The sequence below is a fragment of the Pyxidicoccus caerfyrddinensis genome, assembly GCF_010894405.1.
GTDB lineage: Bacteria > Myxococcota > Myxococcia > Myxococcales > Myxococcaceae > Myxococcus > Myxococcus caerfyrddinensis.
This window is the reverse complement of record NZ_JAAIYA010000029.1, coordinates 52,191-78,729: the sequence shown is the minus strand read 5'-3', so window position 1 is coordinate 78,729 and position 26,539 is coordinate 52,191. Positions and strand designations below refer to the sequence as shown.

Annotated in this window: 18 protein-coding genes and 1 tRNA gene; 10 read left to right on the top strand and 9 right to left on the bottom strand. The window is 70.0% G+C overall.

What is annotated here, in order from left to right:
- Positions 1-94 precede the first annotated feature (94 nt).
- The 3 genes from G4D86_RS43630 (at position 95) to G4D86_RS43620 (ending at position 7,120) form a co-directional block, all read left to right on the top strand.
- Positions 95-1,711, top strand: a complete 1,617-nt coding sequence (locus G4D86_RS43630; RefSeq protein WP_164000800.1) for an alkaline phosphatase family protein — start codon at positions 95-97, stop codon at positions 1,709-1,711.
- Positions 1,712-2,064: 353 nt separating this feature from the next.
- A complete protein-coding gene (locus G4D86_RS43625) occupies positions 2,065-3,825 on the top strand; it encodes a DUF6311 domain-containing protein (protein WP_164000798.1) in 1,761 nt (586 codons plus the stop codon).
- A gap of 376 nt (positions 3,826-4,201) precedes the next feature.
- The gene (locus G4D86_RS43620) at positions 4,202-7,120 is read left to right on the top strand and encodes an SBBP repeat-containing protein (protein ID WP_164000796.1); all 2,919 of its coding nucleotides are present in this window, start codon (positions 4,202-4,204) and stop codon (positions 7,118-7,120) included.
- A 91-nt stretch (positions 7,121-7,211) separates the two neighbouring features.
- Here the strand turns inward: G4D86_RS43620 and G4D86_RS43615 are convergent, their stop codons facing one another.
- The 5 genes from G4D86_RS43615 to G4D86_RS43595 form a co-directional block, all read right to left on the bottom strand.
- Positions 7,212-7,700, bottom strand: coding sequence for a hypothetical protein (locus G4D86_RS43615; protein ID WP_164000794.1), 489 nt, complete (start codon positions 7,698-7,700; stop codon positions 7,212-7,214).
- A 198-nt stretch (positions 7,701-7,898) separates the two neighbouring features.
- Positions 7,899-8,771, bottom strand: a complete 873-nt coding sequence (gene nadC / locus G4D86_RS43610; protein ID WP_205520327.1) for a carboxylating nicotinate-nucleotide diphosphorylase — start codon at positions 8,769-8,771, stop codon at positions 7,899-7,901.
- Between the two features lie 11 nt (positions 8,772-8,782).
- Positions 8,783-12,454 (bottom strand): valine--tRNA ligase, encoded by a 3,672-nt coding sequence (locus G4D86_RS43605; protein WP_164000792.1) that lies wholly within the window; start codon positions 12,452-12,454, stop codon positions 8,783-8,785.
- Between the two features lie 64 nt (positions 12,455-12,518).
- Positions 12,519-13,829, bottom strand: coding sequence for a response regulator (locus G4D86_RS43600; protein ID WP_164000790.1), 1,311 nt, complete (start codon positions 13,827-13,829; stop codon positions 12,519-12,521).
- A 118-nt stretch (positions 13,830-13,947) separates the two neighbouring features.
- A complete protein-coding gene (locus tag G4D86_RS43595; protein WP_164000788.1) occupies positions 13,948-14,763 on the bottom strand; it encodes a chemotaxis protein CheW in 816 nt (271 codons plus the stop codon).
- 50 nt (positions 14,764-14,813) lie between these two features.
- On the opposite strand from G4D86_RS43595, the gene G4D86_RS43590 reads away from it, so the two are divergent.
- Positions 14,814-16,187: a GGDEF domain-containing protein gene (locus G4D86_RS43590; protein ID WP_164000786.1), complete on the top strand. Its 1,374-nt coding sequence runs from the start codon at positions 14,814-14,816 to the stop codon at positions 16,185-16,187.
- On the opposite strand, the gene G4D86_RS43585 is transcribed toward G4D86_RS43590, so the two are convergent.
- Positions 16,184-16,579 (bottom strand): demethoxyubiquinone hydroxylase family protein, encoded by a 396-nt coding sequence (locus G4D86_RS43585; protein ID WP_164000784.1) that lies wholly within the window; start codon positions 16,577-16,579, stop codon positions 16,184-16,186. The two genes, G4D86_RS43590 and G4D86_RS43585, sit on opposite strands and share 4 nt — an antisense overlap.
- 122 nt (positions 16,580-16,701) lie before the next feature.
- Between G4D86_RS43585 and sinK the strand changes: the two genes are divergently transcribed.
- Both sinK and sinM read left to right on the top strand, forming a co-directional pair.
- Positions 16,702-18,219 carry a hybrid histidine protein kinase/response regulator SinK gene (gene sinK / locus G4D86_RS43580; protein ID WP_164000782.1) on the top strand — a complete coding sequence of 506 codons (1,518 nt, stop codon included), beginning with the start codon at positions 16,702-16,704 and terminating at the stop codon, positions 18,217-18,219.
- A complete protein-coding gene (sinM, locus tag G4D86_RS43575) occupies positions 18,216-19,439 on the top strand; it encodes a signal integration modulator SinM (RefSeq protein WP_164000779.1) in 1,224 nt (407 codons plus the stop codon). Before sinK ends, sinM begins: the two co-directional genes overlap by 4 nt.
- Before the next feature lie 147 nt (positions 19,440-19,586).
- Here the strand turns inward: sinM and groL are convergent, their stop codons facing one another.
- Positions 19,587-21,236 (bottom strand): chaperonin GroEL, encoded by a 1,650-nt coding sequence (gene groL / locus G4D86_RS43570; protein ID WP_164000778.1) that lies wholly within the window; start codon positions 21,234-21,236, stop codon positions 19,587-19,589.
- Between the two features lie 180 nt (positions 21,237-21,416).
- Positions 21,417-21,773: a response regulator gene (locus G4D86_RS43565; RefSeq protein ID WP_164000776.1), complete on the bottom strand. Its 357-nt coding sequence runs from the start codon at positions 21,771-21,773 to the stop codon at positions 21,417-21,419.
- 91 nt (positions 21,774-21,864) lie between these two features.
- Between G4D86_RS43565 and G4D86_RS43560 the strand changes: the two genes are divergently transcribed.
- Complete coding sequence (locus G4D86_RS43560; protein WP_240360814.1) at positions 21,865-22,938, top strand: metallopeptidase family protein; 1,074 nt, start codon at positions 21,865-21,867, stop codon at positions 22,936-22,938.
- Here the strand turns inward: G4D86_RS43560 and G4D86_RS43555 are convergent.
- The gene (locus G4D86_RS43555) at positions 22,892-23,884 is read right to left on the bottom strand and encodes an NAD-dependent epimerase/dehydratase family protein (RefSeq protein ID WP_164000774.1); all 993 of its coding nucleotides are present in this window, start codon (positions 23,882-23,884) and stop codon (positions 22,892-22,894) included. The two genes, G4D86_RS43560 and G4D86_RS43555, sit on opposite strands and share 47 nt — an antisense overlap.
- 106 nt (positions 23,885-23,990) lie before the next feature.
- Between G4D86_RS43555 and G4D86_RS43550 the strand changes: the two genes are divergently transcribed.
- From G4D86_RS43550 to G4D86_RS43540, 3 genes are all read left to right on the top strand, one after another.
- Entirely contained in the window at positions 23,991-24,629 is a 639-nt protein-coding gene (locus G4D86_RS43550; RefSeq protein ID WP_164000773.1) for a TetR/AcrR family transcriptional regulator, read from the top strand.
- Between the two features lie 54 nt (positions 24,630-24,683).
- Positions 24,684-24,782 (top strand) — tRNA-Sec (locus tag G4D86_RS43545).
- 190 nt (positions 24,783-24,972) lie between these two features.
- Entirely contained in the window at positions 24,973-26,430 is a 1,458-nt protein-coding gene (locus G4D86_RS43540; RefSeq protein ID WP_164000771.1) for a Kelch repeat-containing protein, read from the top strand.
- Positions 26,431-26,539: the final 109 nt, after the last annotated feature.

Sequence of the window (26,539 nt, the reverse complement as noted above, 5' to 3'; positions counted from 1 at the left end):
GCGGCGACCGTAACAGGGCGGTGTTCGGCGTCCAAGCAGTCGCGCGGGATGTTGGTTGCTTCCCACCACCGCACCAGGGCAGCTTCTAATACGTATGATTCGAGCACTCCTGTTGATGACGGCCCTGGCCGCCCTGCCCGCCTCGGCCCGTCCGCCGCGGCTCACGCTGTTCATCACCGTGGACGCGCTCGGCAGCGACGTGCTGCTGCGCAACCGGCCACGTCTCCAGGGGGGCCTGGGGCAATTGCTCAACGCAGGCGCCTTCTACCCGTACGCGCGCTACGGCTACGCGGAGTGTCGCACCGCGCCCGGCCACACCACCCTCTCCACGGGGGCCAACCCCTGGCGTCACGGCATCATCGACAACCGCTGGGTGGACCGCGCCACGGGCAAGCCGGTGAACTCCTTCGAGGACCCGGCGCACCCGGTGCTGGAGGTGCCGCTCTCCCCGGGGCAGGACGCGAGCCCGGCGAATCTCATGGTGGAGACGCTGGCGGACCGGCTCCGGGTGGCGACGCAGGAGCGCGGCAAGGCGGTGGCGGTGTCGCTCAAGTCCCGCGCGGCCATCGCCATGGCAGGGCGCCTGGGCCAGGCGTGGTGGTTCGACGACGGCGTGGGGAAGTTCGTCACGGGCACCTGGTACACGAAGGAGTTCCCCGCGTGGGTGAAGGAGCTCAACGCGCGGAAGCTGCCGGAGTCGTACTTCGGGAAGAAGTGGGAGCTGTCGCGGCCGCGCGCGGAGTACGTGGGCGAGGACGACCGCCCCTTCGAAGCGAACGCATATGGCCTGGGCCGCACCTTCCCGCATCCGTTGGACGGAGGGCTGCCGTCGCCGGGGCTGACGTTCTACCGGGCGTTCGGCGTGTCTCCCGACTCGCATGACGTGCTGGTGGAGGCGGCGAAGGCGGCGATTGCCGGCGAGGGGCTGGGCAAGGACGAGGTGCCAGATTTGCTCGCGGTGAGCATCAGCGGCACGGACCTGACGTTCCACGAGTTCGGCCCGTACTCGTGGGAGATGCAGGACACGGTGCTGCGGCTCGACAAGGCACTGGGAGACCTCATCACCGCGGCCGAGCGCGCGGCGGGAGGCCGGGCCAACCTGGTCATCGCGCTGGCGGCGGACCATGGCGGCGCGGCGGCGCCCGAGCAGTGGGCGGCGCAGGGGCTGCCGGCGCAGCGAATCAACCCGACGACGCTGGCCCAGGCGCTGACGCAGGAGCTGCGCAAGCAGTTCGGCGGCGACGTGACGGCCACGCTGGAGGAGTTGGACGTGTACCTCTCCGGCAAGTCGCTGGAGGGCGGCAAGACGGATGGCGCGGTGGTGCGGCGCGCGGCGGCAGCGTGGCTGGCGAAGCAGCCGGCGGTGGTGGCGGCGGTGGCGCGGGATGACCTCTTCACCGCGCCGGACGTGGGGGGCCATCTCGCGCCGCTGCGCAAGGGCTACTACCCGGAGCGCGGCGGGGATGTGCTGTACATGCTCAAGCCCTTCACCCTGCTCTACACGGACACGGAGGGGACGAGCCACGGCACGCCGTACGCCTATGACTCGCAGGTGCCCGTGGTGTTCGCGGGCAAGGGCATCAAGCCGGGCGTGTACCTGGAGGAGATGGACCCCATCGACGTGGCGCCCACGCTGGCGGCGCTGATGGAGATGGGCATGCCCGCGTCGGCGGAGGGCAAGCCGCGCGCCGAAGTGCTCACCGGCAAGTAGAAGGGTCGGGTCGTGGCGCGTGATGGAGCGTCGCGGCCAGGGCACCTACGGCGCTGTCTACCGCTCGCCGGAGGCCTGGCGGTTCGCGCTTCGCGCCCTCGGCAAGACCCTGACCACCCCCTACGCGCCAACGGCAGATGGCGAAACTCCAGCCAGTCGACCGGGCAGGCGCGGCGGGTGGTCGGCCTGGCCTCTCGTCCGAATCGAGGGATGGTCTCGACCCACCTCCCGGGGTATGGGTTCCCCGCCGTCCTACGCCCGTAGCGGTTTTCGGAGGCGGCCCAGGAGCTTCAGTCGGTGGTGACCCAGCCCTGCCTCCGCGGCCCCGTGCCCACTGTCGAGGGAGGCTCGCCATGAGCCTGCCCTCTCCTCTCGCGGACGAGGCCACGCGCCGTCAGGCACGCTTCCTTCCCTGGGCGGGCGCGGTGCTGGGACTGCTCTGGTTCCTCGCGCTGGGTGGCGGGCCGGCGCTCGACCCTACCTACCTGGACTGGCTGGGCTGGGGAGACTTCGCGCAGCATGTCCTCGGCTGGCTCTTCTTCCGCGACGCCCCGTGGAGCTTCCCGCTGGGCCGGACGCCGGACCTGATGCGTCCGCTCATGATGACGATCGGCTTCTCCGACTCGAATCCCTGGGTATCCCTCGCCCTCAAGCCCTTCGCTCGCTGGCTGCCCCAGGACTTCCAGTTCATCGGACCGTGGCTCGCGCTGTGCCTGGCGCTCCAGGGGTTCATGGGCGTCAAGCTGATGGCGCTGTTCACCCCCCGGGCATCGCAGCAGCTGCTGGGCGCCTCGCTCTTCGTGCTGGCACCCGTGCTGGTCTTCCGGTTCGGGCATGACACCCTCAGCGCCCATTGGCTGCTCACCGCCCTGCTCTATCTGTACCTGCGACCGCGCTCGGATGCCCGGGCCGCGTGGCGCACGCTGGGGTGGGCGCTGCTGCTCAACGTGTTCGCCGCGGGGACACATCCGTACCTGGAGGTGATGGTCTTCGCCCTGTCGCTGGCGCTGCTCTTCTCCACGGTGTGGCCGGAACAACTGTTGAGCTGGCGCGAAGCGGGCGCCGCGTTCGTGGGAGCAAGCGCGGTGGTCGGAGTGCTCTTCCTCGCCTTCGGCTACATGGGCCAGGACGTGAGCTCCGGGGCGAGCGGCTTCGGCATCTTCAGCGCGGACATGCTGGCGCTCATCAACCCCATGGACTGGTCGCACATGCTGCCGTTGCCCCCCGCCAGGGTGGAGCAGTACGAGGGCTTCGGCTATCTCGGGACGGGCGCCCTCGCGCTCGCCATCGTCGCGCTGTCAGGCAGCCCCTCCACGTGGTGGCCCCAGGCTCGGGCTGGCGCGAGAGCCCGCCTGCCGCTGCTGGTCATGGTCATGCTGCTGACCCTCCTCGCCTTCTCGACGACGATGACTGCGGGAGGCATCACGGTCCTGACGATGCGCAGGCTCGCGGAGCCGTTGATGCCCGTGCTCGGCATATTCCGTGCGTCAGGGCGCTTCATCTGGCCCCTGCACTACCTCGTGCTCACGGGCATCCTCGCGCTCGCGACGTGGCGCTGGCGGCGACATCCAGCCCTCGCCACCGGGTTGATGCTCGGCGCCGTGGTGCTCCAGGTCGTGGACACGGAGAGACTCTGGGCGAGAAACCGGTTCCGCACGGCGCCCTGGCCCAGGCTCCGGGCGCCGGAGTGGGAAGGCGTGGACATCTTCTACCGGCACGTCGTCCTCTTCCCGCCCTCCATCCATGGCTCGGCAGAGCCCTGCGTCGAGAGCACCTTCGCGCAGGATGCCTATGTGCGACTGGGAGACCTCGCGTACCGCAAGGGGATGAGCACGAACAGCGGCTATGCCGCGCGCATCAACGAGAATCACGTCGCGGCGGTGTGCGCGTCCCTGAAAGCAGACGTCGAGCACGGACGGCTCGCGGAGGACACCCTCTACGTGGTCGACCCGCCGAGGCTGGAGCTGTTCCAGCGCCAGGGTGAACGCGTCACCTGCGGCGAGCTGGAGGGCTTCACGGTGTGCGTGGTGGCACGCGAAGGCCAGTTCCGGGAAGCCCTGCGGCGCAACCCCGTCCGCATGCCACGCGCCCCGACGGCGGACAATCCTCCCTGATCCCGTGCCCTGAACGGAGATGAGCACCGCGTCGCTCAGCAGGGCGGCTCGCCCCTCCCAGCAGCCGCGGCTGCGGTGGCGCAGGTCGGCGCGGTGGTCCTCGCAGGTGCTGTAGAGGCCCGTGCCGCGCCCGCGCGAACTCGCGGAGGGCTCCTGCGGTAGGCGCACAAGGACGAAGCACGCGCTGCATCCACGTGACGGCGGCGACCGCCTCGGGCTCGCGAATCATCTCCGCGTTCATGCTGGTCGCTCATCCCTCGCCCGGGCAATCGAACGCTTCCCTGCCTCGCCGGTCCCTACATGGAATTTCCAGGTGGGTCAGTGCCACCCTGGCCGCGCTTCATCCTCCAGTTAACAAAACGAACGGGAGTTCCGAATGCGTGGGAATGTGGCGCGGAGTTTCGCGCTCGCGGTGCTGACGCTTGCCACCCAGGCCTCCGCTGCCGTGAGCAAGGACATCGTGGCCGGGGACCGTCGCAGTGCGGCCACCGTGCAGTCACAGAACGCCTATGCCAGCTACGTGTCGCCCGCCGACAAGGTGGTCCACGTCAGCCTTGCAGGCAGCGACTCCACGGGTGACGGCAGTGCGGCCAGGCCCTGGCGCTCGGTGGTGCGAGCGGTGCGCGGCCTGCCTGCCGGCTCCACCGTGTACGTCCACGCGGGCATCTACGACGCGGTGCAGGTGGACCTGGCCTCCGCTTCGGCCCTCGACGGCACGGCCGCCGCGCCCATCACCGTGCGCGGCGCGCCCGGCGAGGCGAAGCCGGTGCTCAAGAGCAACGGCAGCGTGCCCATCTTCCGTCTCAACAGGCGGTACTGGATTATCGACGGGCTGGAACTGGATGGCCGCTATGCGCGGACGCACGCGGTGCTCTTCCGCTCGGACCACCTGACGCTGCGCAACAGCCTGGTGCGTGACGCCTCGCTGGATGCGCTCAACGTGCAGGCCCAGTACGTCCTCATCCAGGACAACGAGCTTCGCAACACCTTCGAGCACACCGCGGGCAGCGCCCGGGGCGTTGCCTGCACCACGCACGCGGACTGCTCCGCCGGCAGCTTCTGCAAGCCGGAGTACGACGCATCCAACGTCCTGCGCCGCTACTGCCGCGAGCGCGATGACGGCCACGCCATCGTCGTCCTGTCCGACTCGCACTCGGTGCTGGTGAAGGGCAACACCATCCACGACAACACCGGCGATGGGCTCCAGTGCGCCGGCCCGCTCTATGGCTACACGCCCGGAGCGCGGCCCGCGGACATCACGCTAGAGGACAACGACATGTTCACCAGCCCGGCCAACCAGGGCGTCGTGGAGGAGGCCGCGGACATCAAGGATTGCGACTTCATCACGCTGCGCCGCGAGCGCTACCACGGCTTCCGCGCCGCGAAGGACAGCAGCGGCACGCTCCGTGGCGGAGGCACCGCCATCTTCCACTTCAGCGCCCAGGGCATCCGTGTGGAGGACTCCGAAATCTCCGACGCCTGCATGGGCCTGGGCGTGGGCAACAGCGCCACGGACCCGGTGGCCAACATCGTCGTCGCCCGCACCCGCTTCCACCACCTGTACTGGGGCGAAAAGGGCTGCGGCAACAACAGCACCTCCGGCACCGCGATGTACGTCCAGAAGCTCGATGGCGGCGACTTCTTCCACAACACCATCTCCCAGGCGGGCCGCATGGGCGTCGTCGTCTCCGGCGCGGGGTGGACGGTGCGCAACATGGACTTCTGGAACAACGTCATCTCGCTGTCCGCGGCCGGCTCGCGCTGGTTGGTGACGGACGGCCACTACCTGCTGGACTTCGAGTCCGACGGGAACCTCTACTCCCATACGGACGGCTCCGCTGCGCACCTCACCTGCGACTTCTCCCAGGGAGAAAAGGACCTGAGTGGCTGGCGTAGCAGTGCGTGCGGCATCGGCGGACTGACGCTGAGAGACCCGACCAGCTCGGCGGCGGCGGCGGCCTTCACGCAGGAGTCCGCTGGAGATCTGACGCTCCAGTCGACGTCTCCCGCGGTGGACAGCGCGCTGAACAACACGGGCGCCACCTTCTGCGGCAGCGGGCCGGACAAGGGCGCGCTGGAGCGCTGCACGACGACGACTCCGCCTCCCACGGGCGGCGACCTGCTGTGGCAGCAGCAGACCGGCACGTCCTCTGACGAGTACGGCTATGCGGTGACGGCGGACCCGAACGGCGGCGCCTACGTGGTGGGCTACTCACTGGGCGCGTTCGACTACGACAACCAGGGTGGCCGCGACGCGGTGCTGCGGCACTACAGCGCCTCGGGCAGCCGGGACTGGGGCCGGCAACTGGGCGCCGCGGGTGATGACCACGCCTACGGCGCTGCAGCCACCTCCGCGGCCGTCGTCATGGGCGGCAACGCGGGCAGTGGCCTCGCGGATGAGGCGTATCTCGGAGGCACCTCCGACGGCTTCGTCGCGAAGTACAACACGCTGGGGACGCGCGAGTGGGTGCGCATGCTGGGCACGTCCGCCGAGGACTCGGTGCGGGCGGTGGCCACCGACGGCACGAGCTTCTTCGTCGCGGGCTACACCTCGGGCTCACTCCAGGCCACCAACGCCGGGCTGAAGGACGCCTTCGTGGCGAAGTACAGCGCGGCGGGCGCCCTCCTCTGGGTGCGCATGCTGGGCACGTCCTCGGACGACCTCGCCTACGGCGTGGCGGCGGACTCCGGCGGCAACGTCTACGTGACGGGCGTCACCAGCGGCTCCATGCAGGGGGCCGCGAGCAGCGGCGGTCAGGACGTGTTCCTCGCGAAGTACAGCGCGGCGGGCACGCTGGCGTGGGTGCGCCAGTGGGGCAGCGCTGGCAATGACGTCGCGCAGGACGTGGAGGTGGACGGCACGGGCGCCATTGTCGTGGGCGGCTCCACCACGGGCGCGCTGGCCTTCGACAACCAGGGTGGCTCGGATGCCTTCGTCTCGCGCTGGACGAGCGCGGGGGACCGCCAGTGGGCCCGTCAGCTCGGCACCGCCGCGGATGAGTTCGGCTATGGCATTGCCACCGACTCCAGCGGCACCGTGTACCTGGCCGGCTCCAGCACCGGCACGCTGGCGCCGGGTTACGCGGGCGGCTTCGACGCGTACCTCACCCGGTATGCCAGCGACGGCACCCGGGGCTGGACGCAGCACCTGGGCTCCGCCACGGACGAGGTCGCGCTGGGCGCGGCGACGACGACTGGCAACGGCGTGTACCTCGTGGGCGGCACCATGGGCACCCTGCCCGGCCAGACGAGCGCGGGCGGCAAGGACCTCTTCCTGGGCCGCTACTCGCCGTGAGCCTCTGAAGCACGAAGGGCCGTGACTCCGGTGTGGAGTCACGGCCCCGGGCCTCATGTCGGTGGACTCCGATGACGAGGCTGCGCCCGCGTCAGAGCGGGGTCGAGCAGTTGTACCACTGCGATGGCGTGTTGGTGGACACGTAGCCGTTCGCGTCGATGACGCGGAAGGAGAGCGTGATGTTCCAGTAGTACCCCGGCGAGTGGAAGCCGAAGGGGCAGTACTCCGTCTCCGTCGTCCCGCCGTCGAACCAGGTGCCCGGGTCGCTGTACCCGTCCGTCTCGTAGTCGTAGGCATGACGCCACTGGTAGCGGTACGGCGGGACGCCATTCGCGCCCGAGCCCGTGCAGCTCACCGCGCCGGAGAACCGGTTGCGGCTGCACGACAGCGAGGACGTGGGCGGAGTGATGTCCATCGCGTTGACGGGCCGCGCATCCTGCTCGGCCGTCACCGTCTCCGTGGGCGCCGCGGGCTGCTCGGGTGCCGGAGTCTCGCCCGGCATGGGTCCACCACATGCGCTCAACACCACACCGGACGCGAGCATGAGTGCGCGGAACGGCACGGCCATCGCCTTCGACATGTTGTCTCTCCTGAGGGGGACACGTGGCCCAAGGTCTGTCGAGGCCACCCCATCAAGATACGCAGCCCCGGTCTTTCCCTGATAGTGAGAAATCAGGGAAAGCCCTGGCGGGCCGCGTCAACTCACCGTATCAGGCGGGCCCGGTCGGATGCCGCCAGGACGCGGCATCTCTCGGGGCGCACTTCGCGGCCTGTCCGGCTACTTCGCCTTGGCGCGAACCCGCTTCACGGCGGCGCCGGTGATTTCCAGCGACAGGTCCATGGCCCGCGCGGAGTGCGTCAGCGCGCCCATGGACACGAAGTCCACGCCCATCTTCGCCAGGCGGGGCAGCCGGTCCAGGGTGACGCCGCCGGAGACCTCGAGCGGGACGCGGCCATTCGTGAGCTTCACCGCCTCGCGAATCTGCGCGTCGTCCATGTTGTCGAGCATCACCACGTCGGCGCCGTGTTCAATCGCCTCGGCGAGCTGCTTGAGGTTGGTGACCTCGATTTCAATCTTCGCCAGCCGGGGCCCGTGCAGCTTCGCGAGGCGGAGGGCCTCGGAGATGGAGCCGCCCACCGCCGCGATGTGGTTGTCCTTGATGAGGACGCCATCGAAGAGGCCGAAGCGGTGGTTGGAGGCGCCGCCCATGCGGACGGCGTCCTTGGCCAGCGTGCGCATGCCCGGCGGCGTCTTGCGGGTGTCCAGCACCTTCAGCTTGGACCCCCGCACGGACGTCATCGCCTGCTGCGCCAGGGTGGCGATGCCCGCGGCGCGCTGGACGAGGTTGAGCGCGGTGCGCTCCGCCACCAGCAGCGAGCGCATCCGCCCGTGGCAGCGCGCGGCGACCACCTTGGGTTTGATCTCCTCGCCGTCGCGGCGGATCAGCTCCACTTCGACTTCGGGGTCCACCTTGTGGAACACGCGGATGAAGGCCTCCATCCCCGCGAGCACCAGCTGCTCCTTGGCGACCAGCTCCGCGCTGCCCTCCGCGTCGGGAGGAATGAGGGCCTGCGAGGTGACGTCTCCCGCCGCCCCCAGGTCCTCATCGAGGGCGAGCGCGATGAGACGGTCGAGGTAATCCTGCTGCACGTCGCCTCCAGTTACCGCCGGGCCTTCGCCCGTGCCGTGGGCTTCGCCCGGGTGGCCTTCTTCGCCGCCGCCTTCTTCGCGGAGGCCTTCTTCGCGGGAGCCTTCCGGCCCGCCGCCTTCTTTGCCGCCGCCTTCTTCGCGGGGGCCTTCTTCGCCACGGCCTTCTTCGCCGGAGCCTTGCCCGCGGCCTTCTTGGCCGCCTTCTTCGCGGGGGCCTTCTTCGCCGCCGCCTTCTTCGCGGACGCCGTGGCCTTCTTCGCCGGAGCCGCCTTCTTCGCGGGCGCCGCGGCCTTCTTCACCGGAGCCGCGGCCTTCTTCGCCGGAGCCGCCGCCCTCTTCGCGGGCGCCGTCGCGGTCTTCACCGGAGCCGCCGGGGGCGCGGCCTGCTTCGCCAGCTTGTCGCCCTGCGTCTTCGCCGGAGCGGACGGCATCTTCTTCGCGGGGACCGGGCGCTCGGGCTTCGCCGCCGGCACCTGCTTCGCCAGCTTGTCACCCTGCGCCTTCGCCGGAGCGGACTCCTCGTCCGTGCCGGTGGCCGGGGCAGCGCCGTTGCCCTCCTTGGCCCGGTTGAACTCGCGCATCGCGTCGTCCACGAGCCCCATGCTCATGTACGCGACGCCGAGGTCCTGGTGGTCTGCCGCGGACAGGCCCTCCTTGGTGCGCTCGCGCAGCTTCGCGAGCGCATCCTCGACCTGCGAATCCGCGGCCTCGGGCGCGCCGCCCGTGTCACCCATCTCACCCTTCAACTCCTGGCCCAGGTCCACACCGCCCTTCTCTTCCTGAGTCGGGGCGGCCTTCACCTGGGCCGGGGCGGAGGGGGAGACGGCCTCCTGGGACGACGACGTGGTGCTCTCGGACGGCGTGTTCTCGGGCATGGCGGGCTCCGGGGCAATCCGCTGCAGGTGGTCCTGAAGCTTGGCCTTGCGCTCGTTCAGCTCCTCGACGCGGGCGCGGTCCTTCACCACCACGTCCGGCGGCGCCTTGGCCACGAAGTTGGGGTTCTCCAGCTTGCGCAGCACGCCGGCCACTTCCTGCTCGGCGCGGGCAATCTCCTTCTTCAACCGCTCGCGCTCCGCGTCCAGGTCGACGAGGCCCGCCAGCGGGACGTAGATCTCCAGATTCTGGCCCACGAAGGCGGCGGCCTGCGGCGGCTTCGCGCCCGGCGCACCCACCTGCACCTCGGAGAGGCCGGCCAGCGGCATGAGGTACGCACGCCACCGCTCCAGCAGCTCGCGCGTGCGCTTGTCCGGGCTCTGCACCACCGCCTTCACCTTCGTGGCGGGCGGCAGGTTGCTCTCGCCGCGGATGGTGCGCAGGCCCTCGATGGCGGCGATGACCGGCGCCATCTCCCCTTCCGCTGCCTCGTCCACCATCGCCGTGTCGGGCTCCGGGAACGGGGCAATCATGATGCTGTCCGTCGGCCGGGACATCGGCAGCTTCTGCCATATCTCCTCGGTGATGAACGGCATGAACGGGTGCAGGAGCCGCAGGATGCGGTCCAGGCTGTACACCAGCACCGCGCGGGTGGAGTCCTTGGCCTCCGCGTCCTCGCCGTACAGCGAGCCCTTGGCCAGCTCGATGTACCAGTCGCAGAACTCGGCCCAGAGGAACTGGTACAGCGTGGACGCGGCCTCGGCGAAGCCGAACTCCTCCAGCGCCTTGTGCGTCTCGGCGGTGGCGCGCTGCAGGCGGGAGAGGATCCACCGGTCCGCCAGCGTCAGCTTGCGCGCCGACAGCGGGCGCGAGTCGAGCTGGAAGTCGCCCATGTTCATCAGGGCGAAGCGACTGGCGTTCCACAGCTTGTTGCAGAAGGCCTTGTAGCCAGCCAGCCGGTCCATGGACAGCTTGATGTCCCGGCCCTGCTGGGTGAGCGTCGCGAGCGTGAAGCGCAGCGCGTCCGCGCCGAACGCCGGCATGCCCTGCGGGAACTTGTTCTTCAGCGTCGGGGCGAGCTTGTCCGCCGTCGCGCCGAGGACGATGTCCAGGGGATCGATGACGTTCCCCTTCACCTTGGACATCTTCTCGCCCTTCTCGTCGCGCACCATCGCGTGCAGGTAGACGGTGCGGAAGGGCACATCCCCCATGAAGTGCAGGCCCATCATCATCATCCGGGCGACCCAGAAGAAGATGATGTCGCTGCCCGTCTCCATGACGGACGTCGGGTAGAAGGTCTTCAGCTCGGGCGTCTCGCGCGGCCAGCCCAGCGTGGAGAACGGCCACAGCGCGGACGAGAACCACGTGTCCAGCACGTCCGAGTCCTGGATGAAGGACGCGCCGCCGCACTTCGGGCAGGACTTCGGCTGCTCGCGAGCGACGATGGGCTCCGCGCGCGCGAAGTCCACCCCGCCCACCTTCACCGTGGGCGCGTCCAGCGGCAGGTCCGTGTCATCGCCCTGCCGGGGGCTGCACGAGGTGCAGTAGTACGCGGGAATCTGGTGGCCCCACCACAGCTGGCGGCTGACACACCAGTCGTGGATGTTGCGCATCCAGTGGAAGTACGTGTTCGTCCACGCCTCGGGGACGAACTTCGTGCGGCCCTGCTCCACCGCTTCAATCGCCGGCTTCGCCAGCGGCTCAATCTTCACGAACCACTGCGGAGACAGGCGCGGCTCCACCACGGTGGCGCAGCGCTGGCACGTGCCGACGGAGAGCTTGTGCGGCTCCTCCTTCTCCAGCAGCCCCTGCTCCGTGAGGTCCGCGAGCACCTGCTTGCGAGCCTCGAAGCGATCCATGCCGGCGTACTTCCCGGTGTCCTTCGTCATCCGGGCCGCGTCGTCCAGGATGGTCATCATCGGCAGCTTGTGCCGCAGGCCCGTCTGGTAGTCGTTGAAGTCGTGCGCGGGCGTGACCTTCACCACGCCGGTGCCGAACTTCGGGTCCACCAGCTCCGCGTCCGCGATGATGGGAATCTCGCGGTCCGTCAGCGGCAGCTTCACCGTCTGACCGGCCAGGCCCGTGTAGCGCTCGTCATCCGGGTGGATGGCCACCGCGGTGTCGCCCAGCATCGTCTCCGGGCGCGTGGTGGCCACGGTGAGCGTGCGGTCGCTGTCCTTCACGGGGTAGCGGATGTGCCAGATGGAGCCGTTCTTCTCCTCGTGCTCCACCTCGAGGTCACTGAGGGCGGTGCGGCACGAGGGGCACCAGTTGATGAGCTTCTGGGCCCGGTACATCAGGCCCTCTTCGTACAGGCGGACGAAGACCTCGCGCACCGCGGCCGAGGACTGCTCGTCCATGGTGAAGCGCTCGCGGCTCCAGTCCAGCGACGCGCCCAGGTAGCGGTGCTGCTCGCCGATGCGGGCGCCGTACTTGCCCTTCCACTCCCAGACGCGCTCGAGGAACTTCGCGCGGCCCAGGTCGTGGCGGCTCTTGCCCTCGGTCTTCTTCAGCTCCTTCTCCACCACCATCTGCGTGGCGATGCCGGCGTGGTCCGTGCCGGGGAGCCACAGGGCATTGAAGCCGCTCATCCGCTTCCAGCGGGTGAGGATGTCCTGGATGGTGGCGGTGAGCGCGTGGCCGATGTGCAGGCTGCCCGTGACGTTGGGCGGCGGCAGGACGATGGAGAAGGCCGGCTTGTCGGAGGTCGCCTCGGCGTGGAAGTAGTTCTTCTCCAGCCAGAAGGCGTAACGGCGGGCCTCGACCTCGGTCGGCTCGTAGGCCTTGGACAGTTCAGTGGTGTCGGTCATTGCAGACAGCCGGCCCCGGGGACGGGGCCGGCGGGAGGGTCAGGAGGGTACGGCGTAGAACGCCTCAGTGCTGCGTCTCTCGGTCCTTGATGAGCCGCTCGAGCTCCTCACGGATGATGGTCTCCGCGAGCTGCGGTACGACCTCCCAGGCAATCTTCTCGATGACCTCGCGGGAGGCCTTCGACAGCGCCTCGCGCAGCTGCGCCTCGCCCCCATCGGCGGTGGCGGGACGCGCCGCGGCCGGAGCGGCGGCGGGACGGGCGGCGACCGGAGCAGGCGCCGGCGGAGTCCCCATGTCGAGGGAGATCTCCTCCGCGCCGTGGGTGTCCGGCAGCGAGTCCTCGATGCTGATGGACGGCTGGGCGGCGGCCTGCGGCGCGGCGGGAGCGCCCAGTCCGAACGGGTCCCTCGCACGGGCGGCCGGCTGCGGCGCGGCGGCCGGAGCGGGAGGCAGCGGCGCGCCCCCCGGAGGAGGCCGCGGGAAGCCCGACTGGGTGCCCTGGGGAATGCCCGGACGGGCCATGCCCGGAGGCTGTGCACCCGGCGCGGGAGGCACGCCCGGACGCGGCGGCATGCCCGGGGCGGGAGCCCCCGGCGGAGGCGGCACGCCCGGACGCGCGGCGGCGCCCGGAGGCGGCATGCCCGGCCCCGGAGGACGCGGCGCGCCCGGCGGCATGCCCGGCCCGGGAGGACGGGCCATGGGGCCCGGCGGCATACCCGGCCCCGGAGGACGCGGCGCGCCCGGAGCACCCGGCGGCATGCCCGGCCCGGGAGGACGGGCCATGCCCGGAGGCGGAGCGCCAGGGCCCGGAGGACGCGGCGCGCCCGGAGCACCCGGCTGCATGCCCGGCCCCGGAGGACGCGGGAAGCCGGACTGGGTGCCCTGCGGAATCCCCGCCGGACGGGCGGCCACGGGCTGGGGAGCGGGAGCCGTCGGCGCGGGGGCCGCGGGCTGGGGCGTCGGCGGCAGCACCCGCGTGGCCATGGAGGCCGGCATGGTGTTGGACTTCTGGCCCACCAGCGCCTTCACCTTGTCGAGCAGCACCTGGCTCTCGAACGGCTTGGCGATGTGGTCATCCGCGCGGGCGGCGCGGGCGCGATTCTCGTCGAACGCCTCGAAGGTGCCCGCCAGCAGCACCACCGGGATGCCCTGGGTGGCCGGGTCGCTCTTCAGCGCCTCGCAGACCTCGTAGCCGCTCTTGCCCGGCATCATCACGTCGGCGAGGACCACGTCAGGGCGCAGCTCGCGGACTCGGGAGATGGCGTCGAGCCCGTTGTCCACCGCGGTCACCTGAAAGTCCTCGGTCGCGAAGATCATCCCGATCACCTTGCGGATGGTGAGCGAGTCATCGGCGACCAGCAGATTCTTGGGCATCGGTTCGGGCCTCGGGAGGGCGTCTACCCCTCTGAATTCGTTGGGGATTCATGCCGCTAAAAGCCAGGTCACGGCACTCTATCAAGCGGGGCAGCTTACGGTTCGCGCCAAAGGACGATCAAGAAAACATGCGCTGCAGGTCCAGGAACAACACGGGACCGGGGAGACCGGGTGCGCGAAAGGTGCCCGCGGTCTCGTCCGGCTCGAAGCGGTGCAGCACGCCAAGCACCCGGGTGGCCGTCAGCCCCACGTTCCGGCCGGCCAGCTCGGTGAGGATGAAGAAGGACTCGGCGGCCGGGGCCGCGCCCAGCAGCGCGGGGACGGAGCAGATGGGCCAGAGCACCTGGGCATGCGGAAAGATACCGGCCACCGGTCCGCTCTGCACGGGCAGGACGCTGAAGGCGTCTCCCCGCTCCACCACCTGCGACACCAGGACCAGCGGGACGCCGAACAGGCGCCCCTGGGACTCGAAGATGAGCGCGCGTTCGGGCGCGGCCTCGGCCCAGTGCACGGGGCGCAGGGGGGCGGGCGACAGGTGGGGGCCCACCCGGTGGGGCAGCGCCTCCGCGATGAGCTCCAGGTAGAGCCGCTCCTTGTGCAGCACCGCGCCGCGGCTCAGGGGCGCCAGCGAGTCCGCCAGTCCGGGCGGCAAGAGGAAGAAGGGCGCGCGGGCGACGTCGGCGACCTCCACGACGGAGCGCACCCGCACGGCCAGCGTCGGACTGACGTCGAGCACCACCACCATGCCCGCTCCCTCCTCCGGAGGGCCGCCGAGCAGGGCGGACAGGTCCTTCACCTCCAGCACGCCACGGAGGCTCCCGCCGTTGGCGCCGGGAATGGCCACCTCCATGACGGACGTGGCCTCCACCGCGTAGCGCGTCTCTCCTGCCTCGACGAGCAGGCAGAGCCGGCGTCCGCTTTCGAAGGGTGACACGGCCCTACCCTAGCAGCCTTCCGCCCCTTGGTGCTAAGCCCTTCCGCGAGATGGCGCGCATCCTCCTCGTCGACGACGAAAAGATCGCCCGCACCCTCTACGGCGACTACCTCACGGCCGTGGGCCACGCCGTCACGGCGGTGGGCACCCTGCAGGACGCACGTGAGGTGCTTGCCGCGGACCGCTTCGACGCGGTGGTGACGGACCTCATCCTCCCCGGTGGCGACGGGATGGAGGTGCTGCGCTACGTGCGCGAGCGCCACCCCGGCGTGGAGGTGGTGGTCATCACCGGCCTGGAGAAGGTGGCCCCCGCAGTGCGCGCCATCAAGAGCGGCGCGGCCGAGTACCTCGTCAAGCCCGTGGCCCCGGAGGCCCTCCAGCACGCCGTCCGCCGCGCCCTCACCACCCGCGATTTGATGCAGGAGAACGCGTCCCTGCGCCGGCACGTCGCCATGCTGGAGGCCGGGCAGCGCATCGCCACCACGCTGGACCGGGAGAAGCTGGCCACCGCCACTGCGAGCGCACTGCAGGCCATGGCCGCCGCCACCGCGGTGGTGCTGCTGGAGCGGGACGCCTCCGGGCTGCGGCTCCAGGGCACGCGCGGCCTGCCCTCCGAAGTGGAAGAGTCGCTGGTCGCCACGCTCATCTCCCAGCTGGCGGACGCGCGCGCGCCTCGCGAGCTCGAGGGGCTGGACGCGTCCTTCCCGCGCGCCCTCTCCATCCCCGCCGTGGAGGGCGACGCGGTGCTGGGGCACGCGGTGCTCTTCTTCCGCGGCGCGGGCGCGGAGTGGACGGGCGAGACGGCCGGCTACCTCGTGCGCAACTGGGCGCTGGCGCTGCGCAACCTCGGGCGCTTCGCGGCGGTGGAGGACCTGGCGTACGTCGACGACCTCACCCGCCTCTTCAACACGCGCTACCTGCACATGGTGCTGGACCGCGAGGTGCAGGACTCACTCCAGATGCAGCGCCCCTTCAGCCTGCTGTTCCTGGACCTGGACCACTTCAAGTCCATCAACGACACGCACGGCCACCTGGTGGGCTCCAAGCTGCTGGTGGAGACGGCGCGTGTGGTGAAGGGCTGCGTGAGAGACCCGGACGTGGTGGCCCGCTACGGCGGCGACGAGTACGTCGTGCTGCTGCGGAACACCGACTCGGGCGGGGCGCTCAAGGTGGCGGAGCGCATCCGCCGCACCATGGAGACGCATCGCTTCCTCTCGCGCGAGGGGCTGTCGCTGGGCGTCACCACCTGCATCGGCGTGGCCAGCTTCCCCGAGCACGCCCGGGACAAGGCCACGCTGTTGGATTTGTCCGACCGGGCCATGTACCGGGGCAAGCGGGGCACCCGGAATGTCGTCTACATGGCGGCCATGGACCTGGAAGCCCCGCCGGCCGAGCGCCGGCAGGCGGTTCCGGACCGGAGCTAGCGGCGCAGGCTGCCCACGGTGAGGTGCTTCACGGGGCTGGTCTCCGCGACGGTGCGCGCTTCCCCGCCCTCCTTGCCCACGGCCTCCACCGCCTCGTGCGGCGCGCCCGTGGTGATGAGCGTGTACTTCTCGGACGCCTCGCGGTCGTGCTGGGCCTGCTCGGGATCCAACCGGGCGATGAGCTGCCAGAAGAGGGCGGCGTGCTCGCGCTCCTCGTCCATGACGTGACGGAGGATGGCCTTGGCATCCTCGTTGTCGGTGGCGTCGATGTGCGCGGCGTAGAGGTTGATGGCGTCCAGCTCCGCCTCGATGTTCAGCCGGATGGAGCGAGCCAGCTCGGTGTCCGTCATCTTCCGGGGCACGAGCGAGTGGAACGGGTTGGTCTGTGGCATGAAGGCCCTCCCGAGGCCGGGCGCGAGAACGCGGGCGAGCATCCGCGCCCCCAGGGGCCCGGGTCAACGGAATCCCTTCGGCCGCGTTGCGTAGAAGCCGCTGCCTCCGTCATGCTCAGGGAATGGAAACACCCGCGCCGCTCTCCCAACTGCTCCAGGCCCTGGAGGCGGGGGACCTGCCAGCCGCGCGCGCGGCGGCGGCGGCACTGCAACGTGCGGGCGCCCAGTCGACCCAGCTCGCCGCGGAGGTGCTGCACGAGCTGCGGCAGCCGCTGCTGGGAGTGAAGGCCTACGCACAGCTCCTGGCGGAGGACGGTGGCCCCTCCGGCCCGCTGCGGCTCCTGCTGGCGCAGGTCGAGCGGATGGAGCAGATCGTCTCCGACTACATCCGCCTGGCCAGCGAGCGCCCCGCGCCCCAGCAGAACCTGTCCCTGGCGGCCCCCATCTGGGCGGCGGCGAAGCTCTTCAGCATCAACCCGGACTCCGCGCGCATCTCCCTGGAGGTGGAGGCGCCCGAGGACATCACCGTGCAGGGCAACGCGCGGCTCATCGAGCAGCTCACGCTCAACCTGCTGAACAACGCGCGCGACGCCATGGCCGGGCGCGGCCGCGTGAAGGTGGTGCTGGCGCGCGAGGGCTCGTCGCCGGTGCTGTACGTGGCGGACTGGGGCCCGGGCATTCCCGAGGAGCTGCGAGAGCGCATCTTCGAGCCCTACGTCACCGCCAACAAGCGGGGCACGGGGCTGGGGCTGGCGGTGTGCCGGCGCATCGCCCAGGAGCACCACGCGCAGGTGGGACTGGCGGCCCCGAGCGTCATCCGCGACGTGCCGCCGCCGGCCACCGTGTTCCGGGTGCTCTTCCCGACGTCGGACGCGCCGGCCGCGCGGCGCCAGCGGCTGCTGGTGGTGGACGACGAGACCATCATCCGCATGGTCTTCCGCGACTTGATGGGCAAGGAGTGTGAGGTCATCGAGGCGGCCAGCGGCGAGGAAGCGTTGGATTTGCTGCGCCAGGCGCCGGTGGACCTCATCGTCACGGACAAGAACCTGCCGGGCCTGTCCGGGCTGGAGCTGGCGCAGCAGGCGCGGCGGCTCTACTCCAACTCGCGCGTCATCCTGATGACGGGCTACCCGTCGCTGGTGACGACGCAGCAGGCGCTGGAGCTGGGCGTGGTGGACTACATGCTCAAGCCCTTCGACGACATCCGGGAGGTGCGCACGCTGCTGCGCACGGCGCTGTCGGCGCAGTCGGCCCCGCTCGCGTTGAGGACCGCGACCGAGGTGCGGCGGGTGGACGTGCTGGAGGACAACCCGACGACGGCGCGGCTCATCACCGAGGCGCTGGCCATGGTGGGGCTGGAGGCGCGCATCCTCCCCTCGGCCGAGTTGATGGCGATGGAGAAGCCAGCGGGCGTGGTGGTGAGCTGGGACTTCGCGCCGGCGTACGGGCGCAAGGCGCTGGAGCTGGGCAAGGCCCTGGCGCAGGGCGCGCCCTTCGTCGTGCTGGCCGAGCACCTCACGATGGAGACGGCGCTGGAGTCCCTGCGCGCCGGTGCCGCCGCGTGTCTGCCTAAGCTGCTGTCCGACACCACGGCCCTCAGCCGCGAGCTGAGCCGTGCCTTCAAGAGAGAAGTCCCATGAAACGCACGCTCCTGTCCGTCCTGCTGCTCGCGGTGGCCTGCTCGTCGGGGTCGTCACCGCAGCCGGGACGGCCGGACGCGGGCGGGACAGAGGACTCCGGGACGGGCGGCGACGACGCGGGCGTCACGGAGGACGGAGGCACGGAGCCTTCCGATGCGGGCTCGGAAGACGATGCAGGCACGGCGCCTTCCGACGCGGGCACGGAAGACGACGCCGGCACCGGCATGGACGGTGGAATCACGGATGCGGGCACGGCCGACGGCGGCGCCTGCGAGGCCCCCGCCGCACAAACCGGAACGGAGCTGCTCACGCGGTTGAACACACCCCGCCGGCTCGCGCTGGACACGACGGACCTCTACATCTCCGAGTCGCACTCGCTGAATCCCCAGCAGCCGAGTCCGGGCGCGGGCCAGGTGCTCAAGCTTCCCCGCTCGGGAGGCGCGGCGACGCCGTTCGCCACGGGCTTCCGCGCACCAGACGCCATCGCGGTGGATGCAACGAGCGTCTACGTGCTCGACCTGGACGGGCTCTGGCGCGTGGACAAAGCGACGGGGAAGCGGGGCGAGCTGCCCATCGACGCGACGCTCAACAACGTCACCGTCGGTGGCACCGAGGTGCTGCGCGCCACCCTCTCTGGCCGCGACGTGCTGGTGGTGGCCACGGGCAACCGGTGGCTGATTCGCTTGGACCCGGACGGGAACAACCGCCAGGAGCTCTACGCCGGCCCGAGCGGCGCCCGGGTGCGAGGCGCGCGGGTGGTGGACACGGACGTGTGGTTCCTCGTCGCCGGAGGTGGAGACACCGTTGCGGGCCTCTACCGCGTCCCGCTCGACGGCAGCGCGGCCGCGGAACGTCGGGACGCGACGGCAACACAGGGCAGCTCGCTCGAAGTCACGCCCACGCACTTCCTCATCACCGACGGGAGCGGCGGCACCGGCCGCGTCCTCGAGCTGCCACGCGGAGGAGGCACGGCCGAGGTCCTCGCCGAAGGACTCCAGGGCCCCATGTTCCCGGTGGCGCTGAACGGCGCGGTCTACTTCAAGGAGTCGCGCGCCGGCAGCACGGACTTCCTGCGCCGCGTGCGTCCCTGCGCGCCCGGCACGTCGGACCCGGTGGGGCCCACGGGCACGGGCCCGGGCGGCCTGCTGGTGGACGGCGAGACGCTCCTCTACACGTCGCAGGAGAGCGGCACCGGGGGCGCGGTGGGCCGGGTGCCCTGAAGCACGCCGCTCCCCTCCCCTGCCTGCGCAAAAAAGCCACGGCCCCGGCGCCTCGCGAGGAGGCATCCGGGGCCGAGTCTTCACATCAAGAATCCTTCACCGTTCCGGCGGGCCCGAGGCGCCTGGCCCCGGGCCGCTGGAGGCGGCTCAGTACTCCATGTCGTCGCCGCCGTAGTCCGGCATCCCGCCGCCGCCACCGCCGCCGTTCTTGCCCTTCTTCTTCGCGGGGCGGTCGGCGATCATCGCCTCGGTGGTCAGCAGCAGCGAGGCCACGGACGCGGCGTTCTGCAGCGCGGTGCGCTCGACCTTCGTCGGGTCGATGACGCCGGCCTTCTCCAGGTCCTCGTACACCTCGGTGCGGGCGTTGTAGCCGAACGCGCCCTTGCCCTCGCGGACCTTGTTGATGACCACGGCGCCCTCGACGCCGGCGTTGCTGGCAATCTTGCGCAGCGGCTCCTGGAGCGCGCGGCGGATGATGTCCACGCCGAAGTCCTGCTCACCGCCCAGCTTCAGCTTCTCCAGCGCGGGCAGCGTGCGCAGGTAGGCCACGCCGCCGCCAGGGACGATGCCCTCCTCGACGGCCGCGCGAGTCGCGTGCAGCGCGTCCTCCACGCGGGCCTTCTTCTCCTTCATCTCCGTCTCCGTGGCGGCGCCCACGTTGATGACGGCCACGCCGCCCACCAGCTTGGCCAGCCGCTCCTGGAGCTTCTCGCGGTCGTAGTCGCTGGTGACGGTGTCGATCTGCGAGCGGATGAGCTTGATGCGGCCTTCAATCTCACCCTTGGCGCCGGCGCCGTCGACGATGGTGGTGTTGTCCTTGTCCACCGTGATGCGCTTGGCGCGGCCCAGGTCGTTCAGCGTCAGGTTCTCGTACTTGTGGCCGAGCTCCTCGCTGACGACCATGCCGCCCGTCAGGGTGGCGATGTCCTTCAGCATCTCCTTGCGGCGGTCACCGAAGCCCGGGGCCTTCACCGCGGCCACGTTCAGCACGCCGCGGATCTTGTTCACCACCAGGGTGGCCAGCGCCTCGCCCTCGATGTCGTCGGCGATGATGAGCAGCGGCTTGCCGGAGCGGGCCACCTGCTCGAGGATGGGAATCATGTCCTGCATCGACGAGATCTTCTTCTCGCTGATGAGGATGTAGGGGTCGTCGAGGACGACCTCCATGCGCTCGCGGTTCGTCACGAAGTACGGAGAGACGTAGCCGCGGTCGAACTGCATACCCTCCACCACGTCGAGGTTGGTCTCCAGGCCCTTGGCCTCCTCGACGGTGATGACGCCTTCCTTGCCGACCTTCTCCATCGCGTCCGCGATGATGCCGCCGATGGTCTCATCACCGTTGGCGGAGATGGTGCCCACCTGGGTGATGGCCTTCTTGTCGGCGGTGGGCTTGGAGAGCTTCTTCAGCTCCTCCACGACCACCTCGACGGCCTTGTCGATGCCGCGCTTGAGGTCCATGGGGCTGTGGCCAGCGGCCACCAGCTTCAGACCCTCCTCGTAGATGGAACGCGCCAGCACCGTCGCGGTGGTGGTGCCGTCACCGGCCTTGTCGGAGGTCTTGGACGCGACCTCCTTCACCATCTGCGCGCCCATGTTCTCGAACTTGTTCTCGAGATCGATCTCCTTGGCGACGGTGACGCCGTCCTTGGTGATGGTGGGCGAGCCGAAGCTCTTCTCGATGACGACATTGCGGCCCTTGGGGCCGAGGGTCACCGCGACAGCGTCCGACAACGTCCGGACACCGCGCAGGATGGCCTCACGCGCGGACTGGTGGAAGAAAATCTCCTTCGCTGCCATCGCAACCTCCTGAATTTGCTGGGGGATTCTGTTGATACGACACAGGCCGTTAGCACTCGGCCATGGCGAGCGCCAACATAAGGGTCAGCCCAACGATGTCAACCAGGAAGGGCGGACCTGTGGGCGAGCGGACGCGACCAGAGGCCCTGGGTGCAGGCCACCGCGGGGCTCCTTGCCGGGTTACTCGGCGAAGCGCACGAGGGTGAGCAGCTGCCCCATGTCCAGCGGCTTGCGGAGCGTCAGGGCGACGCCCTTGCGCAGGCCGCGGTCGGTGATGCCCTCTTCCGTGCTGCCCGTCATCAGGAGGACGGGAACGGCCTGGAAGCGGGGGTCCGCCTTGAGCATCTCCGTGAAGTGGATGCCGTCCAGGTGGGGCATGAGGTAGTCGGTGATGACCATGCCCACCTGGTTGCGCTCCAGGATGTCGAGCGCCTGCAAGGCATCCGCCGCCGAGTACACGGTGTACCCATGCATCTCCAGGAAGCGAGAGAGCATGGTGCACAGCTCGAGATCGTCGTCGACGACAAGGATGTTCACGGGACGTTCCGTCGCTCGTGGACGGGGGCCGGAACCTAACAGCCGTGCGCGTCGTTGACAACGCTCGGTGTGCCTTCATATGTGCCGGCCCATGGTGAAGCGGACCGCGAAGCGAGAGGGGGTGGCGGGGATGGAGGCTCGACTGGACGCGGTGGCGGACGCCTTCGAGGCGGGCGACTTCGAGGCGGCCCTGTCCGGCGCGGAGGAACTGCTGGCGGACGCGCCCGAGCTCCCCGAGGCCCTCCACTTCCGCGCGGCGGCCCTGGTGGAGCTGGGCCGGCTGGAGGAGGCCGGCCGGGCCTACGGACAGGCCCTGAAGCTGGCGCCGGAGGACCTGGAGGTGCTCCTGGGCGCCGCGGACTGCCTGGTGTGCCGCACCGGGGAGGACCGGGAGGCGGTGGCGGAGGGGCTCGCCCTGTGTGCGCGAGGCCGGCGCCTGGCCCAGAAGGCCGATGACGTGGAGCTGCTCTACGAATTCCTCCTCCTGGAAGGCATGGGGCTGAATCAGATGGGCGAGTGCGCCACGGCGCTGGCGAGCCTGGACGAGGCGCTCCGGCACCTGCCGCGCTCGGTGGACGCGCAGCTGGAGCGAGGCATCGCCCTGTTCGAGCTGTGCCGCTTCGAGGAGGCCCGGGCCGCCTTCGAGAAGGTGCTGAAGGACACGCCGGACGAGGCGTGGGCGAACCACTACCTGGGGCTGATGGCGGAGCGGCGCGGGGACGAGAAGGAGGCGAAGAAGCGCTTCGGCAAGGCCGAGGCGCTGGTGCCCGAGGAGTTCCCTCCCCCCGTGCAGCTGGCGGAGGAGGAGTTCGACCGCGCGGTGGAGGACGCGGTGAAGGCCCTGCCCCACCACGCGAAGCAGTACCTGGACAACGTGACGATTGCCGTGGAGGACCTGCCCTCGGACGAGGATTTGCTGGGGCAGGACCCGCCGCTATCCCCGAGCATCCTCGGGGTGTTCCGGGGTACGCCGGTGGGCGAGCGCAGCGTGACGAACGCGTACGACCACTTCCCCGCGTCCATCGTGCTGTACCAGAAGAACCTGGAGCGCTTCGCGAAGACGCGCGAGGAGCTCATCGAGCAGATTGGAATCACGGTGATGCACGAGGTCGGTCACCTCATGGGACTGGATGAGGACGACCTGTGGCAGCGGGGGCTGGACTGACGGAAGCGGCGCGAGTGGCCGCGAGCGTCTGGCGGATGCCCTCGCTGTAGGGCGTCTTGTGCACGGTGCCCAAGAGCCCCCGCAGCGCCGAGTCGTCCATGAGGACGGGCTCGGTGAGCAGGTAGTGCATCTCCACCAGCTCCTTCATGAACGGGTTGAAGAGGCCCATCAGCCGGAGCATCCCCTTCCCTGACGTCATGAACTTCGGCGGCCGGCCGGCCTGGGCGAAGATTTCATTCACGAGGGTGCGCTGGGTGGTGACGCCCGCGCCCGCGAGGTTCCACCAGCGGCCGTAGGCGCGGGGCTCGTCCATGAGCGCGGTGACGACGGGGCCCACGTCGGGGACGTAGATGAACTCGTGCGGGGAGTCGATGGGACCGATGAGCTGGGCGCGCGTGCCCTGAGTCGCGGCGAGGAAGGCGCGGTAGAGGAAGCTCTTGTCCACGCCCGGGCCGTAGAAGTCGGGGAGGCGGAGGATGGTGCCGCGGATGCGGCCGGCGGCGTGCTCGGCGAGGAGGAGGTCCTCCTGCTCCTTGCGCATGCGGCCCTTGAAGGTATGCGGCTCGCGGGGGTGGTCCTCGGTGACGGGCGTGGTGCGGGGGCGGCCGTACAGGTACACGGTGCCGATGAGGAGCACCTGCTGCACGCCCTCGGCGATGGCGGCGTCGAGCGTGCGGCGCATGAGCTGCGGGTGCAGGTGGAACTGCCAGTAGTTCACCCCGACCATGTAGATGAGCGTGTGGATGCCCCGGGCCGCGGCGCGGATGGAGTCCATGTTCTCCGGGTTCCAGGTGGCGACCTCTGCGAGCGGGTCCGCGCCGAACTCGCGCTCGAGCCCGGCCTTCGAGCGTCCCACCACCCGGTACGCCCGCCCCTGGGCCTTGAGGGACTGCGCCACGCTCTGACCAATGACGCCCGAGGCGCCGAACAACGCCACCTTGTCCATGACTTGCTCCCCTGCTCCGAACAGCGGGTGATTTATGAACACCGTTCTGTGAACACCGTTCATTTACTGGTGGCCGTTCGGAACGTCAAGGCCTACCCTTGCGAACATGGGGATTTCGGAACGGAAGGAGCGACAGAAGGCGGAGCTGCGCGAGCAGATCGTCCGGGTGGCGCGGGACATGGTGATGCGCGAGGGCTTCGCAGCCCTCTCGATGCGCAAGCTGGCGGACGCGGTGGAGTACGCACCGGCGACGCTGTACCTGCACTTCGAGAACCGGGACGCGATTGCGCGCGAGCTGTGTGTCCGGGGGTTCCAGGACCTGCTGGCCGCGCTGGAGCCGCCGGCCAGGGTGGAAGAGCCCCTGGAGCGACTGGCGAAGATGGCCGAGGCGTACGTGAAGTTCGGCCTGGAGCAGCCGGAGACCTACCGGCTCATCTTCATGGAGGACCCGAAGCTGTCGACGGAGCTGTTCAGCGATGCGGAAGGAGCTGGACCGCGCTCATTTGCGGTGCTGGTCCGTGTGTTCGAGGACCTGAAGGCCGCGGGACGAATTGCGGAGGACGCCGAGCCCTCGAAGCTGGCCGAGGTGCTCTGGGCGGGGCTGCATGGGATTGTGAGCCTGCGGCTCACGTGCACGGGCTTCAAGGGCTCACCCGCGGATGAACTGGCGCGCTTGCTGGTGGACACCCTGGTGAATGGATTGCCCGGGTTGAAGTCGAGCAAGGGCGCGAAGAAGACGCGGTGAGTGCCACGGCGCGTAGGTTGACGGGGCCGGGGGCGTGCGGCAGTAATCGACGGCGGTAGGGCCTCCGGACCTGGTGGCCGGCCCGGTCTTCAAAACCGGTGAGGGGCGCTGAGAGGCGTCCCTGGCGAGTTCGATTCCCGTGCCCTACCGCCACTTCCCCTCCCACTGCGAGCGGCACAGTCACTGGCGGAGCGCGCGTCACCCTGCGCGAGGCACGGAACAATCACGCTCTCAACCGTATGTTCTGCTAGTCTCGGTATGCCTGTGCGATGCCACCTGGGGGCCTATGCGCTCGCGTAGGTCATAGGGAGGATGTGTGCTTCAGCAGAGTCCAAGGGGGAACGTGGTCGCGGCGTTGCTCGCGGCCGTGATGGTGGCGTGTACCCAGGGTCCGAAGGAGGAAGCCCCCAAGGCCGCCACCTCCTCCCCGCCTCAGAGCGAGCACGTGCTGGGAACACAGCAGGCCTCACTCAGCACGGCGCAGACTCCGGTGCTGGTGCGGACGAGCGCCACCCAGACGGCACTTGCGGACGGCCGTGTCCTGCTCGCTGGCGGCACGACCCATGGCAGCCCGGGCGGCACCCGCCAGGCGGAGTTGTTCACCTACGCATCGCCGAGCACGACCTGGACGGCCACGGGCCAGATGAACGTGGGCCGCTACGACCACGCCGCCACGCGCCTGCAGGACGGGCGCGTGCTGGTGTCGGGCGGCATCACCGCGAATGGCGACTGGACGAGCGCGGAGCTCTTCACCCCCACCTCCGGGCAGTGGACCCCCGTCGCATCGATGGGCACGGCCCGCGCGCGGCATACCCAGACACTGCTGGCCAACGGCAAGGTGCTGGTCATCGGCGGGGATAACCCCACCACGGCGCAGGGGCTCGCCTCGGCTGAGCTCTTCGACCCGGCGACCGGGACGTGGACGGCCACCGCGGCGCCTTCCTTTGCCTACTCCAGCCATTCGGCCACGCTGCTGCCGGACGGTCGGGTTCTGGTGCTGGGCAACCGCAAGGAGCATGAGCTGTACAACCCCAGCACCAACACCTGGGCGCGCACGGCCAACAGCCCCGTGACGCTCTCGGCCGGCCACACCGCCACCGTGCGTGCCAGTCCCAACGTCGAAGTGGTGGTGGTGGGCGCCAACTGGAATAACGGGGGGCCGGTTCCCCTTGCCTACCGGTATCTGCCGGGCAACAACGTCTGGTTCACCATGTCCAACCCGAGCGTGGCTCGCAAGGGGCACCAGGCCGTGATGCTGGGCAATGGCGCCGTGCGCATCGTGGGCGGCGTGCATCCCACCCAGGGCACGCCGATTGCGACGGTGGAGCGGTACAACACGAACGGCAACTGGTACACGGAGCCCCAGCTCGGCCAGCCGCGCCAGGATGTCCGGGCGACCCTGGTGGGCACCTCGGACCCGATGCTCGCCAGCGGCGGATGGACGGCGCCGACCGATGGGGGAACGCCGGCACGCCTGGCGCCCGAGCTCTACTCGGGCTGCGCGGCCAAGACGGTGTGCGCCGTGGGCCAGTGCGGGAACATCCCCGACACCTGCGGCGGCAGTCTCGACTGCGGGGAGAACTGCGCCTCCGGGGAGATTTGCAATTGGGCGACGAACCAGTGCCAGTCCCAGTGCCCCGCGACCAATCCGTGCGCTCAGGGCCGCTGTGGCATCCAGCCCGCGGACACGTGCGGCTCGACGACGGTCGACTGCGGCACCTGTCCCACGCAATGCCCGCTGGGCAAGGTCAATTGCTGTGGAGGCTGCTACGAGGATTCGCAGTGCAACTTGATGTGCTGAGTGCCGGCTGAGAGGCCTCGCCGCGGCAACACTCGCCGCGGCGGGCCTGCTCTGACCTCACCCGTGTCACGGGCACGAAGAAGAAGGCGAGCGCCCAGGCGACCCGTGA

Excerpts from the sequence above, each read along its gene's own strand:
- G4D86_RS43630 (WP_164000800.1), top strand. The coding sequence starts at position 95 with ATGATTCGAGCACTCCTGTTGATGACGGCCCTGGCCGCCCTGCCCGCC.
- G4D86_RS43625 (WP_164000798.1), top strand. The coding sequence starts at position 2,065 with ATGAGCCTGCCCTCTCCTCTCGCGGACGAGGCCACGCGCCGTCAGGCA.
- G4D86_RS43620 (WP_164000796.1), top strand. The coding sequence starts at position 4,202 with ATGCGTGGGAATGTGGCGCGGAGTTTCGCGCTCGCGGTGCTGACGCTT.
- G4D86_RS43615 (WP_164000794.1), bottom strand. The coding sequence starts at position 7,700 with ATGTCGAAGGCGATGGCCGTGCCGTTCCGCGCACTCATGCTCGCGTCC.
- G4D86_RS43605 (WP_164000792.1), bottom strand. The coding sequence starts at position 12,454 with ATGACCGACACCACTGAACTGTCCAAGGCCTACGAGCCGACCGAGGTC.
- G4D86_RS43600 (WP_164000790.1), bottom strand. The coding sequence starts at position 13,829 with ATGCCCAAGAATCTGCTGGTCGCCGATGACTCGCTCACCATCCGCAAG.
- G4D86_RS43590 (WP_164000786.1), top strand. The coding sequence starts at position 14,814 with ATGGCGCGCATCCTCCTCGTCGACGACGAAAAGATCGCCCGCACCCTC.
- G4D86_RS43585 (WP_164000784.1), bottom strand. The coding sequence starts at position 16,579 with ATGCCACAGACCAACCCGTTCCACTCGCTCGTGCCCCGGAAGATGACG.
- sinK (WP_164000782.1), top strand. The coding sequence starts at position 16,702 with ATGGAAACACCCGCGCCGCTCTCCCAACTGCTCCAGGCCCTGGAGGCG.
- sinM (WP_164000779.1), top strand. The coding sequence starts at position 18,216 with ATGAAACGCACGCTCCTGTCCGTCCTGCTGCTCGCGGTGGCCTGCTCG.
- groL (WP_164000778.1), bottom strand. The coding sequence starts at position 21,236 with ATGGCAGCGAAGGAGATTTTCTTCCACCAGTCCGCGCGTGAGGCCATC.
- G4D86_RS43560 (WP_240360814.1), top strand. The coding sequence starts at position 21,865 with ATGGTGAAGCGGACCGCGAAGCGAGAGGGGGTGGCGGGGATGGAGGCT.
- G4D86_RS43555 (WP_164000774.1), bottom strand. The coding sequence starts at position 23,884 with ATGGACAAGGTGGCGTTGTTCGGCGCCTCGGGCGTCATTGGTCAGAGC.
- G4D86_RS43550 (WP_164000773.1), top strand. The coding sequence starts at position 23,991 with ATGGGGATTTCGGAACGGAAGGAGCGACAGAAGGCGGAGCTGCGCGAG.